This window comes from Bradyrhizobium sp. USDA 4516 (assembly GCF_054055915.1).
In genome coordinates, this window is the sequence record NZ_JBSRXT010000001.1 from 8664838 (window position 1) to 8677196 (window position 12359).

The 12359-nt window shown below is 65.9% G+C and carries 15 protein-coding genes; 7 read left to right on the forward strand and 8 right to left on the reverse strand.

What is annotated here, in order from left to right; translation table 11 throughout:
- Positions 1 to 253: 253 nt before the first annotated feature.
- The 3 genes from ACVI1L_RS40270 to ACVI1L_RS40280 all read right to left on the reverse strand — a co-directional run bounded on the left by ACVI1L_RS40270 (position 254) and on the right by ACVI1L_RS40280 (position 4144).
- On the reverse strand, positions 254 to 2278 hold the full coding sequence (locus ACVI1L_RS40270; RefSeq protein WP_456785344.1) for a pyrroloquinoline quinone-dependent dehydrogenase: 2025 nt from the start codon (positions 2276 to 2278) through the stop codon (positions 254 to 256).
- Positions 2279 to 2349: 71 nt separating this feature from the next.
- The gene (locus ACVI1L_RS40275; protein WP_456785345.1) at positions 2350 to 3798 is read right to left on the reverse strand and encodes a caspase family protein; all 1449 of its coding nucleotides are present in this window, start codon (positions 3796 to 3798) and stop codon (positions 2350 to 2352) included.
- A gap of 118 nt (positions 3799 to 3916) precedes the next feature.
- The gene (locus tag ACVI1L_RS40280; protein ID WP_456785346.1) at positions 3917 to 4144 is read right to left on the reverse strand and encodes a hypothetical protein; all 228 of its coding nucleotides are present in this window, start codon (positions 4142 to 4144) and stop codon (positions 3917 to 3919) included.
- A 159-nt stretch (positions 4145 to 4303) separates the two neighbouring features.
- Here ACVI1L_RS40280 and ACVI1L_RS40285 point away from each other — a divergent pair, with 159 nt between their 5' ends.
- Both ACVI1L_RS40285 and ACVI1L_RS40290 read left to right on the forward strand, forming a co-directional pair.
- Positions 4304 to 4756 carry a hypothetical protein gene (locus ACVI1L_RS40285; RefSeq protein WP_456785347.1) on the forward strand — a complete coding sequence of 151 codons (453 nt, stop codon included), beginning with the start codon at positions 4304 to 4306 and terminating at the stop codon, positions 4754 to 4756.
- A gap of 163 nt (positions 4757 to 4919) precedes the next feature.
- Positions 4920 to 6104, forward strand: coding sequence for a GNAT family N-acetyltransferase (locus ACVI1L_RS40290; protein ID WP_456785348.1), 1185 nt, complete (start codon positions 4920 to 4922; stop codon positions 6102 to 6104).
- 278 nt (positions 6105 to 6382) lie between these two features.
- Here ACVI1L_RS40290 and ACVI1L_RS40295 read toward each other — a convergent pair whose 3' ends face one another.
- From ACVI1L_RS40295 to ACVI1L_RS40305, 3 genes are all read right to left on the reverse strand, one after another.
- Positions 6383 to 7021: an NIPSNAP family protein gene (locus tag ACVI1L_RS40295; protein ID WP_168854961.1), complete on the reverse strand. Its 639-nt coding sequence runs from the start codon at positions 7019 to 7021 to the stop codon at positions 6383 to 6385.
- An 86-nt stretch (positions 7022 to 7107) separates the two neighbouring features.
- Positions 7108 to 7773 carry a DsbA family oxidoreductase gene (locus ACVI1L_RS40300; protein WP_168854962.1) on the reverse strand — a complete coding sequence of 222 codons (666 nt, stop codon included), beginning with the start codon at positions 7771 to 7773 and terminating at the stop codon, positions 7108 to 7110.
- 62 nt (positions 7774 to 7835) lie between these two features.
- Positions 7836 to 8660, reverse strand: a complete 825-nt coding sequence (locus tag ACVI1L_RS40305; protein WP_038385984.1) for a helix-turn-helix domain-containing protein — start codon at positions 8658 to 8660, stop codon at positions 7836 to 7838.
- A 94-nt stretch (positions 8661 to 8754) separates the two neighbouring features.
- Here ACVI1L_RS40305 and ACVI1L_RS40310 point away from each other — a divergent pair, with 94 nt between their 5' ends.
- Together ACVI1L_RS40310 and ACVI1L_RS40315 are read left to right on the forward strand one after the other, a co-directional pair.
- Positions 8755 to 8979: a hypothetical protein gene (locus ACVI1L_RS40310; RefSeq protein ID WP_456785349.1), complete on the forward strand. Its 225-nt coding sequence runs from the start codon at positions 8755 to 8757 to the stop codon at positions 8977 to 8979.
- A gap of 32 nt (positions 8980 to 9011) precedes the next feature.
- The gene (locus tag ACVI1L_RS40315; RefSeq protein WP_253623708.1) at positions 9012 to 9410 is read left to right on the forward strand and encodes a hypothetical protein; all 399 of its coding nucleotides are present in this window, start codon (positions 9012 to 9014) and stop codon (positions 9408 to 9410) included.
- Between the two features lie 199 nt (positions 9411 to 9609).
- On the opposite strand, the gene ACVI1L_RS40320 is transcribed toward ACVI1L_RS40315, so the two are convergent.
- Positions 9610 to 10071 carry a group III truncated hemoglobin gene (locus ACVI1L_RS40320; RefSeq protein ID WP_456785350.1) on the reverse strand — a complete coding sequence of 154 codons (462 nt, stop codon included), beginning with the start codon at positions 10069 to 10071 and terminating at the stop codon, positions 9610 to 9612.
- A gap of 83 nt (positions 10072 to 10154) precedes the next feature.
- Between ACVI1L_RS40320 and ACVI1L_RS40325 the strand changes: the two genes are divergently transcribed.
- Complete coding sequence (locus ACVI1L_RS40325; protein ID WP_057018350.1) at positions 10155 to 10589, forward strand: RrF2 family transcriptional regulator; 435 nt, start codon at positions 10155 to 10157, stop codon at positions 10587 to 10589.
- Positions 10586 to 10876: a DUF6522 family protein gene (locus ACVI1L_RS40330; RefSeq protein ID WP_057018349.1), complete on the forward strand. Its 291-nt coding sequence runs from the start codon at positions 10586 to 10588 to the stop codon at positions 10874 to 10876. Before ACVI1L_RS40325 ends, ACVI1L_RS40330 begins: the two co-directional genes overlap by 4 nt.
- Positions 10877 to 10895: 19 nt before the next feature.
- Here ACVI1L_RS40330 and ACVI1L_RS40335 read toward each other — a convergent pair whose 3' ends face one another.
- Positions 10896 to 11567, reverse strand: a complete 672-nt coding sequence (locus tag ACVI1L_RS40335; RefSeq protein WP_057018454.1) for an SET domain-containing protein — start codon at positions 11565 to 11567, stop codon at positions 10896 to 10898.
- Between the two features lie 164 nt (positions 11568 to 11731).
- Here ACVI1L_RS40335 and ACVI1L_RS40340 point away from each other — a divergent pair, with 164 nt between their 5' ends.
- Positions 11732 to 12334, forward strand: a complete 603-nt coding sequence (locus ACVI1L_RS40340; protein WP_430641085.1) for a hypothetical protein — start codon at positions 11732 to 11734, stop codon at positions 12332 to 12334.
- The last annotated feature ends 25 nt before the right edge of the window (positions 12335 to 12359 follow it).

Here is a 12359-nt window from a genome sequence, read left to right on the forward strand (position 1 = left end):
ATTGCATCCGCGAACAACCTGCGCTCCCTCTCCGGTTGCGGGAGGAGATGCAGCGAATGCCGCCAGGCCGATTCAACCTGACTTCATCGCGCTTTAGCGGAGCGAGGCGACGCTTGCATTATTTCGGAATAGTAGAAAAGTAACCCTGAGTTGCCCGACGTGTCAAGTTGCTTTTCGAACGCCGGCAGCTGCCGGCACCTTTGCATGGGGTTGTTTTCGATATTTTGGCGGCGCGCACTGCGGCAGGGAGCACCTAAGCGGATCGCGAGCGGCGGCTCCGCCGCCGGCGCCAGAACAGCGCAACGAGGGCGACGAGCACGAGACCGGCGGCCACAGCCTTGGCGGTGAACCGCCCGCCGGGCCGATCGATCAGGCGGGTCCACAACGATGCCCCCTCGCCCTGACGCGGCAGGCGAAACGCCACCGCGCTATCGCCGATCGAGGTGCCGGCTTCGGAATGGCCGCCGGCGCCGATCACGACGTACTGCTCGCCCTTCCAGAGATAGGTCATCGGATTGGCGACGCCCGGCACCGGAAGCCGGCCGAGCCACAGCTGCTTTCCCGACCTGGCATCGAACGCGCGCAGATAGGCATCCATCGCGCCGGTGAACACCAGGCCGCCCGCGGTGATCGCGACGCCGTTGACCAGCGGCGTGCCGGTATTGAGCGCGATGCCGAGCGGCGCGAGATCCTCGCTGGTGCCGACCGACGAATGCCAGAGGATCTTGCCGGCCTTGAGATCGACCGCCACCGTCTCGCCCCATGGCGGCTTGTTGCAGGGCGACCCGACCGCCGACTTCGCCAGCGCCCGCGACATCGCGAACGGCGCCCCTTCCTGCTGGCCGAATTCATGACCCGGCGGCGGATTGAAGCCCTTGGCCTGGTCGCGCGGAATCAGTGTGACGATGTGCGCCGCATGACTGACATTGGCGTAGAGGAGCTGATTGACCGGATCGAACGCCGCGCCGCCCCAGTTCACCCCGCCGCCTGTCATCGGATAGATCACGGTGCCTTGCGTCGACGGCGGCGTGTAAAGGCCCTCATTACGGGATTGCGCGAGCAGCGTCTCGCAAGCCGAGCTCCTGGTGCCCGGCAGCAGGCCGGCGACATCGTCGGCCGTCATCCGCTGCGTCAGCAGCGGCGGCACATGGGTCGGGAACGGCTGCGTCGGCGACAGCCTCTCGCCCTCGGCACCGTTCTGCGGCACCGCGCGCTCCTCGACCGGCCACACCGGCTTGCCGGTGTCGCGATCGAGCACGAACACAAAGCCCTGCTTGGTCGGCTGGATCACGACGTCGCGTTGATCATCGCCGGTGTCGATCCGCGCCAGCGTCGGCTGCGCCGGCAGGTCGTAGTCCCAGACGTCGTGATGCACGGTCTGGAATGCCCATGCGAGTTCGCCGGTCTCGATCCGCAGCGCGACCACGGAATTGGCGTGCTCGTCATTGCCGGGGCGCTTGCCGCCCCAGAAGTCCGGACTGGGCGATGTCGTCGGCAGGAACACCAGGCCGCGCTCCTCGTCCACCGACATCGGCGCCCAGACATTGCTGTGGCCGGCCTCGACGCCATTGTGCACGAGCGGATCGAAGCTCCAGCGCGGCTGTCCGGTTCGCGCATCGAAGGCGCGCACCGCGCCGAGCGGCGCGTCGACCCGCCGGTTGTCGCCGATCGCGGAGCCCACCACGACCACGCCGCGTCCCGTCACCGGCGCCGACGTGATCTGAAACTCGCCCGGCCATTCCAGCTTCATGCCAACGTCGATCCTGATCTCGCCACCGTTGCCGAAATCGGCGCAAGGCTTGCCGGTTCTGGCGTCGAGCGCGATCAGGCGCCTGTCGTTGGTGCCGGTGAAGATGCGTGACTTGCAGGCGGCGCCTTCCGCCGCGCGATCATCCGTCCAGTACGCGACGCCGCGGCAGACAAAGCGATTGGCCGGCCGTTGCGCCATGCTGATCTTCGGATCGAAACGCCATTTCTGCGCACCGGTGCCGGGATCGAGCGCGATCACTTCGTTGAACGGCGTGCAGAGGATCAGGCTGTCCTCGACGAACAGCGGCGTCACCTCGAACTTGGTGCGCTTCATGACCTCGGGCGGGCGCGTATCGAGATCGCCGGTGCGGAATTCCCAGCCGCGCAGCAGCTTGCCGACATTGTCTGATGTGATCTGCGTCAGCGGCGAGAAGCGTTGTCCGCCGCGGTCGCCGCCCCAATACTCCCAGGCGCGCGCCGGCTGACCACACAGCAGCAGCGCGGCAAGCAGGCAAAACAGCGACTGCATCGCGTCCTCCCCCAGGATGCGATCACCGGGCGCCGCATCTCATGCGGGAAAGCATTTACGCGATCGTCGCGTCAGTATCCACCCCGGCGATAGCCGCCGCCGTAGTTGCCGCGATAACCACCACCGCCGCCGCCGATGCCGATCCCGATTCCGATTCCGATCGGCGGTCCGGCAGGCTCGTAGACCACGGTTGGAGGCGGACGGCGCACCACCACGACGTCGTCCTCAACGACGACGCGCGGCGGGCGCTTGCCCGCGCGCCGCGGCGGATCGGGATCGGCACGCTTTTTCACCGGCGCATTGGCCCTCTGCTGCAGCGGCTGTTGCGGCGGCGCCGCGTTGCAGGGACAGGTCGGCGCCGCCAGCGCGACGCTGGTCGCAGGCACGCTGAGCGCGACGGCGGGCGCCGGATCGGGACGGTAGCGCAGCCGTTCGATCATCTTGCGCGCGGTCGCTGTCAGGTCGGTGTCAGGATATTGCGCGAGGAAACCGCGATAGGCCGCGGCCGTGTTGGCGAGAACAGCGTTATTCCACGCCACCATGCGGCGATGCCGGCCGAGCCAGTCGCGCGCCTGCAGGCCACGCGGCGTGCCGGCGAAGATCGCGGCGAAGGCCTCATAGGATTCGTCGGAGCCATCGACCACCATCAGTTCGTTCGCGGCCTCGATCGGCTTGCCCTGCAACTCGCGCTTCCATTCGTCGACGGTGCGTTTGGCCGCGGCCGGCGGCGGCGTCACTGCGGGCGATGCCGCCGCACCCGCCATGAAACGGAAGTCGTCGGTGAGCGAGGACGAGTCCCACGGCGTCTGGCGACCGTCGGTTGCCCTGTTCACCGCCAGGCGAACGCGCTTGAAGGTGTCCTCGATCGGGATGCCCGGCTCCTTGGCCGTGGCCAGCAACGCGGTGGTGTAGGGGCTGTTGGCACCGCTGCCGTCCTCGGCTTCCGCTCCCGGCGAGGTCGAGAACGACACGAACGTGCCGGGCGCGCCGACCCTGGCATCGACGATGGCGAGCCCGTGCCCCGCGGTCTTGCTGAGCTCCGGGAAAGGATTGTTGCGGCAGGCATCGAGCAGCACGATGCGCATCCGACTCGGAACTGAGGTGAGCGTATTCAGGACGTCGTTGAGCCGAACCGCCTGGATCGGGATATCAGCCTCGCGCTTCGGATCGACATCGACCGGCACCAGATAGTTCTCGCCGTCGATCTGCAGGCCATGCCCGGCATAGAACACCAGCGCCACGGTATCGGCGCCTTTCGCCGCCACCTGGCCAGCGAAATCGCTGAGCCGTGCGCGCATCTCGTCCTGCGACAGGTCCGATGCGGCCGTCACCGCAAATCCGGCATCGGTCAGCATTTGCGACACAGCCTTGGCGTCGTTGGCCGGATTCGGCAGCGCGGGCACCGACTTGTAGGCCGACTGCCCGATCACCAGCGCCAGCCGGTTTTCCGCCGACGCCGGCACGGCGCCGAGCAGGATCGCTGCCGGAACGATGAGGCTGAGGAACGAACGGCGAAGCATGGCGGCCTCCGACAATGATATCGAAGATGGGTCGGAGGCCGTCAGGCCAAGGTTCATGCCGTGCGGCAATGTACTGCCGACCGACGACGGTCGAATGGCTGCCGAGTCGTGAGCCCGGCTATCTCGGTTTCTTGGCCGGATCCGCTGCCGGCTTGGTGACGCCCCAGGGATCGTATTTCTCCTTGGGCTCGGGGATCCGATCGAGCGCGGCCTTGTAGGCCTTCTCGTCGACCTTGGGCTTCTGCTCCGTCTTCGTATCGCCTCCACCGCCCCCTCGCCGGCCCTGGGCCAGGGTGGGTGTCGCGAGCAGCGCCAGGATGACGGCAGCAACCGTGAAGCGTTTCATGTCAGTCTGTCTCCCCCGCCGCCGCAGCAACATCCGGTAATACCTCTACCCCAACGATAACTTGTCGCTCGACATTTGTTGATCGACAAAGCGCCGCCTCACGCGAATTCAGCGCCACCAGGGGGCGCAATCCTGACGGCGGCACATTAAATGCGCTGAATGGGACAGGGACAAGTACATCTGGCGGCGCTGCTGGCCGGCGTCGCCTTAATATTGAGTGGCTGCGGGCTGGCGGACAGCCACGCGGTGTGGCCGGAGGCCTTGAAGGTCAAGGCCGCCGAGCCGGCGCCGCTCGAGACGCCTCCGGACGTCAAACGGCTGGTCGCCGGCAAGTTGGATTCAGTGTTCACGGCCGGCTCACAGCCGACCCATGTGCGGGTTTCCGCCCCGCTGCACGACCCGCGCGGCACCGGCTGGACCGCCTGCGTGCGCGCCGAACTGACATCGGTGATCGGCAAGCCGCTGGGGACGCAGACCTATCGCGTCTTCATCAATGAAGGCTCGATCTTCGATCGCCGGCAGGTCGGGGCCGACGACAATTGCGTGACGGAGACTTACGAGCCGGTCGAGAGCACCGTTGCGGCGGAAGCGCAGCGGGGCGCCAAACCCTAGCGCTTGAGCCGGCCGGGCCGCCGCACACCGGCATGTTGAACGGCCCGTTAACACGACCGCTCAAATTGCCTGATGGCCTCAACGGCATTTTCCATTTCTTTCCGCTAGCGTTGCCCTGACGAACGCAAGGCCAATCAGCCTCGCGGAGTGGGGAAACAAGGACGTGGCCGATATTGCTGACCAAGCAATGATGCACCGTGCATCGCGCAAGGATGCCACGGACGATCGCACCTTGCCGCCGCTGTCGGCCGCGCCGCTCAATGCATGGCGCGCGCTTGCCGCGCGCGCGATCGAGGCCAATGGCTACTATCAGGCGGACTGGGAATTGGCGGTCGATGCCTCCGCGCGCGGCCGCACCGGCGCGGCGCTGCTCAGCGCCGCCGGCGATGCCGGGCAACTGATCGGGCTGTTGCCGGTCGTTCCGATGCGGCGGATCTACCGGATTCCCCTGCCCGCTTTGGTCGGCGCCGAACCCTATGGCACGCTGTGCACGCCGCTGCTCGACCGCGACGCCGCCGAGGAAGCGGTGGACAAGATGCTGCGGCAGGCGCGCAATGCGGGCGCGCATGCGCTGATCCTGCGCACCATGTCGCTCGAGGGGCCGGCCATGGCGGCGATCCGCGCGGTGCTGGCACGAGACGGGTTGCAGCCGCGCATAGTGAGCGCCTACCAGCGCGCCCAGCTGGATGCGACGCGCGATGCCGACGAATTGTTGCGCGACGCGCTGGGGCCCAAGAAGCTGAAGGAGCTGCGCCGCCAGCATCATCGCCTGTCCGACCACGGCGCGGTGCGCTTGGATGTCGCTCGCACGCCGCGCGAGGTTGCGACGGCGCTCGAGACTTTCCTTGTCCTCGAAGCCGGTGGCTGGAAGGGAAAGCGCGGCACGGCGCTGAGCCAGCATGCCGGCGATGCGGCCTTCATCCGCCGCGCGACGTCGACGATGGCCGAAGCCGGCCGCTGCGAGATCATCACGCTGCATGCGGGCGACACGCCGGTCGCGGGCGGCATCGTGGTGCGTCACCAGGACCGCGCCTTCTTCTTCAAGATCGGCGTCGACGAGCGCTTTGCGAAACATTCGCCCGGCACGCAGTTGACGCTGGAGCTGACGCGCCATCTCTGCGCCGATCCCGCGATCAATTCGGCCGATTCCACCGCGGCACCGGGCCACCCCATGATCGACCCGATCTGGCGCGGCCGCTTCGCGATCGGCGACGTCTTGCTGCCGCTGCGGCGCCGCGATCCGCTGGTGCCGGCCATTCACGCCGCGCTGACCCTGAACAACTTCGCCTACGAAGGGGCGCGCGGCGCCGTCCGCTTCATCCGCAGCCGGCGCGGCAAGCCCGGATAATGCGGTTTACCCTTTCGTAGGCATGCAGACACATCGGGAAACAAGTGACTGCTGCCGTCAGGTTGGTGTCAGCTGGCCCGACTAGCGTTGCGGCGCGCTGGTTCTCAGACGGCGCGCGCCCTTGCTTCGAAAGCCTCATCTGATGGAAACATCGGATGGGGCTTTTTGCCGGCGCTCGCGACATCCTGACGGCAAACGAAAAGGCCGCCTCAACCGGCGGCCTCTCTGTCTCGCGCTCGGCGCATCATTGGGAAACGCGGCGCGACCAGCGCCTCCCCTTACTGCAACGGCGAGTGCGGTGCCGGCAGCATGATGGTCGAGTGCATCTCCTCGAGCACCTGCGTGCCCTTGCTCAAAAATTCCAGCCAGGCCGGATCCTTCATCGCGTTGCCGCGTGCGGCGGCGCGGGCGTTGAGATCGGGATAGGCCCAGATGTGGCAGACTTCGTTGGGCTGCCCGGCCTCGGTGGTCCAGAGACCAACGATCTTGGAGTATTTCTCGCGCTCCGGCATCACGCCGGTGATCAGATCGAGCCATTGCTTGGCGCCGCCGACCGGCTTGGCACGATAGTTGCGGAATTCGTAGATGTTGCCTGATGTCGCCGGCGCCACCGGCGGGATGATTGCATTGAGCAGCCGCACCTCCTGCCGCACCAGCAGCGGACGGATCACCGGAATATACTCGCCGGTCCAGCGCGGGTTCTTGGCGAGCTCGGCGCGCAGCCGCGTCCGCTCGTTGAGATCGGCGTAGCTCCACATGTGCATGACCTGATTGAGCGGACCGATCTCCGTGATCCAGTAGCCTTCCAGCTTGCCGAAATTGTCGGCGCGGATATCGCGCGAGATCGTGCTCGCCGCCTTCACCATCTCGCCGACGGCGCCTGGACGGACCGTATAGGTGCGCAGCTCATAGATCATGGTGGTCTCCCCTGATTGTTTCCGATGGATGATGTGGGCAAACGAAAAAGCCCGGCATGAGCCGGGCTTTCGATAGGGATTGTGGACTACTCCGCAGCCTCTGTGTTGATCTCGGCCGAGACCTGGCGGATGGCGCGGGCGAGCTGCTCGGCCGGCTGGGCGCCGGACACCGCGTATTTCTGCGCGAACACGAAGGTCGGCACGCCGGAAATACCCTTCTCGGCGGCCTCCTGGGCCTGCGCCGAGACCAGGGCGACATCCTCGTCGGTGGCAAGACGCTTGCGCACGTCGTCGACATCGAGCCCGACATCGCTTGCCGCCTGCACCAGCACGTTGCTGTCGGTGAGATCGCCGCCGTCGCGGAAATACAGCTCCATCAGCCGCTGCTTCATCTCGGCCGCCTTGCCCCTGGCCTCGGCCCAGTGGATCAGGCGATGGCAGTCGATCGTGTTGGGCTGCCGCTTGACGAGCTCGGGATGGTAGGTGAGCCCCTCCTCATTGGCGGCGGCGACCACGCGGCCGGCAATGCCCTTGTAGGCCTCGACCGAGCCGAACTTGGCGGTGAGATATTCCTCGCGGCTGATGCCTTCGCGCGGCACCCAGTTGTTGAGGAAGAACGGCCGCCAATGCACCTCGACCGGTACATCGGGCACCAGCTTGAGCGCATCCTCGATCCGATGCTTGCCGATATAGCACCAGGGGCAAACGACATCGGAGACGATGTCGAGACGAAGCGGCTTCAGATCGCTCATGGCGGGGTTCCCGGCGGAAATGGAACCCCAAAGGTAGGCCGAAAGCGTCCCGAGACAAGCCGCTATTTCATACTGGCTGCCATCTGCCGCATCCGCTCGGCGGTCAGCTCATCGGCCGGGAAGAAGGTCTCCAGCGCCAGTTCCTGCAGCGTGATGTCGACCGGCGTGCCGAACACCATGGTGGTCGAGATGAAGCTCAGGATCTCGCCATTGAGGCGGAGCTTGAAGGGGAGCGCGACGTTGTTGTCGGTGGTGATCGGGGCCGACCGCGCCGGGATCGGATAGGACTTGAGGTCCTGATAGAGCTTGAGCAGCTCCGGATCGGCCGTTGCCTCGCATTGCCGATGCAGCCGCTCCAGTAGATGCGCCGCCCATTCCGCGAGGTTCACGGTGCGCGGCGCGAGGCCCTCGGGGTGGAAGGCAAGCCGCAGGATGTTGAAGGGCTGGCCGAGCAGCCGCTGCGGCACGCCCTCGAGCAGCGGCGCCACCATGCGATTGGCGGAGACCAGATTCCAGTGCCGGTCATAGGCCAGCGCCGGATTGGGCTCGTGCGCCTTCAGCACCAGGTTGATGGCCTCGCGCGCCGATTTCAGCGCCGGATCATCCAGCGAGCGTTGCGGGAATGCGGGCGCGAAACCCGCGGCGACCAGCAGCACGTTGCGTTCGCGTAGGGGCACGTCGAGGCGCTCCGCCAGTTTGAGGACCATGTCGCGCGAGGGCGCCGAGCGGCCGGTCTCGACGAAGCTCAAATGCCGCGCCGAGATCTCAGCATCGACGGCAAGGTCGAGCTGGCTGAGATGACGGCGCTGCCGCCACTCGCGCAGGTGTTCGCCGATCGGAACGGGTTTTGCGGGCTCGGCCCGCGCCATGGATGCATGTGCGTTCATGATGCGAAACCTACCATGCGGAATTCGCCCGTTCCATTACGCCTGAGGTAATCGAATTGGCGCGCTGGCCGGCTCATCTTCCACGGCACAGGAGATGACCATGCTGATGCTGTCCCTTGTCCGCGTCCTCGCCGTCCTGCTCCCGTGGCTGGTCCATCTGGCCACTTGGCTGCTGGCGCGCTCGCTCAACATGCCGCAGCCGCTCGTGCACGCGACCGGCGTGTTCGTGTTCGCGCAGGTCTATGCGGCCGAGATGAGGGTCGGCAGGGCGCTGTGTCCGCTCCGGCTGTGGCGTCAGCTGCAGTCGCTGTTCCGCTGACCACCCCCATCCCAACCAGAGGAGACACTGCCATGATCCATTCGTCCCAGCTGCTGCGCCGCGCCTTGCTCGCCGACGCCGTCTTCAGCGGCGTATCCGCCATAGCCATGGTGCTCGACGCCGGCGCGCTGGCATCACTGCTCGGTCTGCCGGAAGCGCTGCTGCGCGAGACCGGGCTGTTCCTGATCGCTTATACCGCGCTGGTCGGCTGGCTCGGCACGCGCACTTCGGTGCCGAAGCCGCTGGTGATGCTGGTGGTCGTCGGCAACGCGGCCTGGACGCTCGCCAGCATCGCGCTGCTGCTGTCGGGCGCGGTGTCGCCGAACCTCTTCGGGACCCTCGTGATCCTCGCCCAGGCGATCGCCACCGGCGTGTTCGCCGAGCTGCAATATGTCGGGCTGCGCCGCAGCGGCGAGGCGGTCGCGGCGTAATTCGAATGCCGGATGTGACGAGCGGCCGTCGCGGCAAACGCGGCGGCCGTTTCCGTCAGCTCAGCACGACCGCCGGCAAAGGTCAGCGCCAGGCCGATGATCAGCATCGGCACCAGTCTGCTGCCGGAAAACGGATCGGCCTGATCCTGATGAAACCACGCGCCGTCGATGGCGCGCGCAATCGCCTTCGCCCTGTTCCTCATTGCACTGCTCCTGCTTCGCTTCGCCTGTAACGCTCGCCGACCGCCAGCATCACGCCCTGTCCGCCGGCGACGCCCATCTCGAGGCTCGAGGCGATGCGCCGCGCGCGATCGATGAAATGCGCCGCTGCGTCAGGCGGGCACAGCTCGGCCGCGGTCGCCTCGAACAGTTCGAGCCAGCGGTCGAAATGCGCGGCGTCGATCGGCAGCGGCATATGCTTGACCATCGGCGTGCCGTGATAGCGCCCGGTCATCAGCGCAACCGAAGACCAGAACGCGCACATCTGCGCCAGATGCGGCTCCCAATTGCTGATCCTGGTCTCGAACACCGGTCCGATCATCGGGTCCTTGCGGACCCTGGCGTAGAAGGCGTGCACCAGCTGCTCGATCATGGCCTCGGTGATCCCGGTCCGCGCGACAATCCCGGCGGTGATCTGCTCGCGGCGCTCTGCTCCTGTCATGGCTTACATCCTAAATAGGTATTTCAAATGCCTATTTAGCCTGCTATAGCTGATCCGCCAAGTGCTGATTTCGAAGGGCTTCCATGCGCCTGACATCGTTCACGGATTTTGCGCTCCGCGCCCTGATGCGGCTGGCCGGCGAGCCGGACCGGTCGTTTGCGACCAGCGAGATCGCGGCCGAGTTCGACATTTCCCGCAATCACCTTGCCAAGGTGGTGCGCGACCTTGCCGACGCCGGCTTCATTGCCACCCAGCGCGGCGCCGGTGGCGGGTTTTCGCTGGCACGGCCGGCGGAGACCATCACCCTCGGCCAGGTTGTCCGTGCGCTGGAAGGCGACAGCGCGCTGGTCGAATGTTTCAGGGATGATGGCGGAGATTGTCTGCTGCTGCCGCGCTGCCGGCTGAAGGCGAAGCTTGCGGCGGCACGCGAGGCCTTCATGCGCGAGCTCGACGGAACGACGCTCGCCGAATGCGCCTACCTGCCGCGTCCCGTCCGCCATCCCGCGAGGGCATCATGACGACGATCACATTCTCGGACGGCGCGTTCGAGGTCGACGCCAACATCGTCGCCGAAGGCCTCGGCATCGCGGTTCCGCTGCTGCAGGCCGGGATGCGCTCGGGCGCAATCACGACGCGCTCGGAGCGCGGGCTCGACGCCGATCAGGGGCGCCATCGCCTCACATTCTTCTCGGGGAGCAAGCGTTTCCGTCTCGTTATCGACGAGCACGGCACGATCATCCAGCGCTCGACGCTGGATTTCGGCAATTCTCCGTTGCCACGCGCGGCGCACCGGCCGAGCGGCTAGAGAGACCTCGTCCCGGATATCAGGCGTTCAGCGCCCGAGCGGTGCCGCGCTTCGACGAGGCAGCCTTCTTGCCCGCCGTGTTGATCAGGCTATGGCCATTGAGGTGACTGCCGTTCAGCGCCGTGCCGTTGGCGAGCTTGCCGATTGCTTTGGCAGCCTTCTTCGCCTTCCGCTGTCTGGCCCGCTCCTCGGCGAGCTTCTCGGCCTTGCGCTGTGCCTTCCGCTCGGCTCTTTCCTTCAGCCGCACCCGCTCCGCCCTCGCCTCCGCGCGCTTCTTCTTGCGCTTCTTCTCGCAGGCATCGCACTTGCAGCCGATCGGCTTCAGATAGGCTTTGAAATAGTCGGTTCCGTAGTCGTAATTGATTTCGTCGCCCGGCTCGATGTCCTTGATGGCGCGGATGAACACCTTGCGCTTGCGTGGGCGAACGTCGGATTCCGCGTTCGGCCTGCAGGCATGGTTGATGTAGCGGGCGACGTTTTCGCGGATCGAGCCGTCGATGGTCCAGCGATTGGTGAGCTCGAACAGATATTTGTTCTCGATCGCGTCCTCATCCTTCTTCTTCGAGTCGAGCAACGGCCCGAAATAACGGATGATCTTGGTGCCTTTCTTGATCGGCTTGGTGGCGAAAAGACCAAGACCGGTACGGGAACGGCCGACGCGATAGGGCTTGTTGGATGATATCGTGGGCATGACGATCGAGGTTACGGCACGCAGGTGCACGCGACAGAAGTTGCGAAGCCGCCCTTCTAGGACGATTCCGCGCGCCTGTCAGGTGTTTCCCGCATGTCTATTGAACCTTCCCCAGATTGCATATGTCAGAGACAAAGTAACGTCCGGATCGCAGGTTTCCCCCGATGAAATACCTTGCTTTTGCAACAGTCTTTATGACGGCTGCCGGCGCAAGTCCCGGCCATGCCGGCTCTGTGGCGATCAGCAGCAGCTACTCATCGACCGCGCCGAAGGCCTGCCGCATGATCGGCAAGCCCAGCGAAGAGGACGGCAGCACCACCAGGGTCTGTCCGGGAAAATCCGGGCTTGTGGTGCTGATCAACGAGGGCGACCTGCGCGAAGTGGTCTCGGTCGGCCGAAACCGCGAGGCAGCAGCCAGGGAACCGGCCGCGCGGGCCTGGTTCGGCCCGTTCAGTTCGACCGGCGACAGGGTCGAATGGCGTGCAGCCGGCGGCAAACCGTTTGCGATCATCCAGCGCTGGCAGATCGCCGACAACAGCGAACAGGACAAGCGCGGCGGTCCTGTCTCGCGGGCAATGCTCGCCGTGACCCGGCTGCCGCCGGGCGATGTCTGTCATGTCGCCTATGTCGACGTCGCGGCCAATCCCAACGCCAACGAGTTGGCGCGGCAGGCTGCCGATGATTTCGCCCGCGATTTCAAATGCGGCACGGATACGGTGAAGACGATCGGACAGAGCGGCCGGACCACGTCGCTTGTGAGGCGCTAGTGTGCTGAATGCGAAGTTCGTGCGA

Excerpts from the sequence above, each read along its gene's own strand:
- ACVI1L_RS40320 (WP_456785350.1), bottom strand. The coding sequence starts at position 10,071 with ATGACAGGAGCAGAGCGCCGCGAGCAGATCACCGCCGGGATTGTCGCG.
- ACVI1L_RS40285 (WP_456785347.1), top strand. The coding sequence starts at position 4,304 with ATGGGACAGGGACAAGTACATCTGGCGGCGCTGCTGGCCGGCGTCGCC.
- ACVI1L_RS40325 (WP_057018350.1), top strand. The coding sequence starts at position 10,155 with ATGCGCCTGACATCGTTCACGGATTTTGCGCTCCGCGCCCTGATGCGG.
- ACVI1L_RS40335 (WP_057018454.1), bottom strand. The coding sequence starts at position 11,567 with ATGCCCACGATATCATCCAACAAGCCCTATCGCGTCGGCCGTTCCCGT.
- ACVI1L_RS40270 (WP_456785344.1), bottom strand. The coding sequence starts at position 2,278 with ATGCAGTCGCTGTTTTGCCTGCTTGCCGCGCTGCTGCTGTGTGGTCAG.
- ACVI1L_RS40305 (WP_038385984.1), bottom strand. The coding sequence starts at position 8,660 with ATGAACGCACATGCATCCATGGCGCGGGCCGAGCCCGCAAAACCCGTT.
- ACVI1L_RS40310 (WP_456785349.1), top strand. The coding sequence starts at position 8,755 with ATGACCATGCTGATGCTGTCCCTTGTCCGCGTCCTCGCCGTCCTGCTC.
- ACVI1L_RS40315 (WP_253623708.1), top strand. The coding sequence starts at position 9,012 with ATGATCCATTCGTCCCAGCTGCTGCGCCGCGCCTTGCTCGCCGACGCC.
- ACVI1L_RS40295 (WP_168854961.1), bottom strand. The coding sequence starts at position 7,021 with ATGATCTATGAGCTGCGCACCTATACGGTCCGTCCAGGCGCCGTCGGC.
- ACVI1L_RS40340 (WP_430641085.1), top strand. The coding sequence starts at position 11,732 with ATGAAATACCTTGCTTTTGCAACAGTCTTTATGACGGCTGCCGGCGCA.
- ACVI1L_RS40280 (WP_456785346.1), bottom strand. The coding sequence starts at position 4,144 with ATGAAACGCTTCACGGTTGCTGCCGTCATCCTGGCGCTGCTCGCGACA.
- ACVI1L_RS40330 (WP_057018349.1), top strand. The coding sequence starts at position 10,586 with ATGACGACGATCACATTCTCGGACGGCGCGTTCGAGGTCGACGCCAAC.
- ACVI1L_RS40275 (WP_456785345.1), bottom strand. The coding sequence starts at position 3,798 with ATGCTTCGCCGTTCGTTCCTCAGCCTCATCGTTCCGGCAGCGATCCTG.
- ACVI1L_RS40300 (WP_168854962.1), bottom strand. The coding sequence starts at position 7,773 with ATGAGCGATCTGAAGCCGCTTCGTCTCGACATCGTCTCCGATGTCGTT.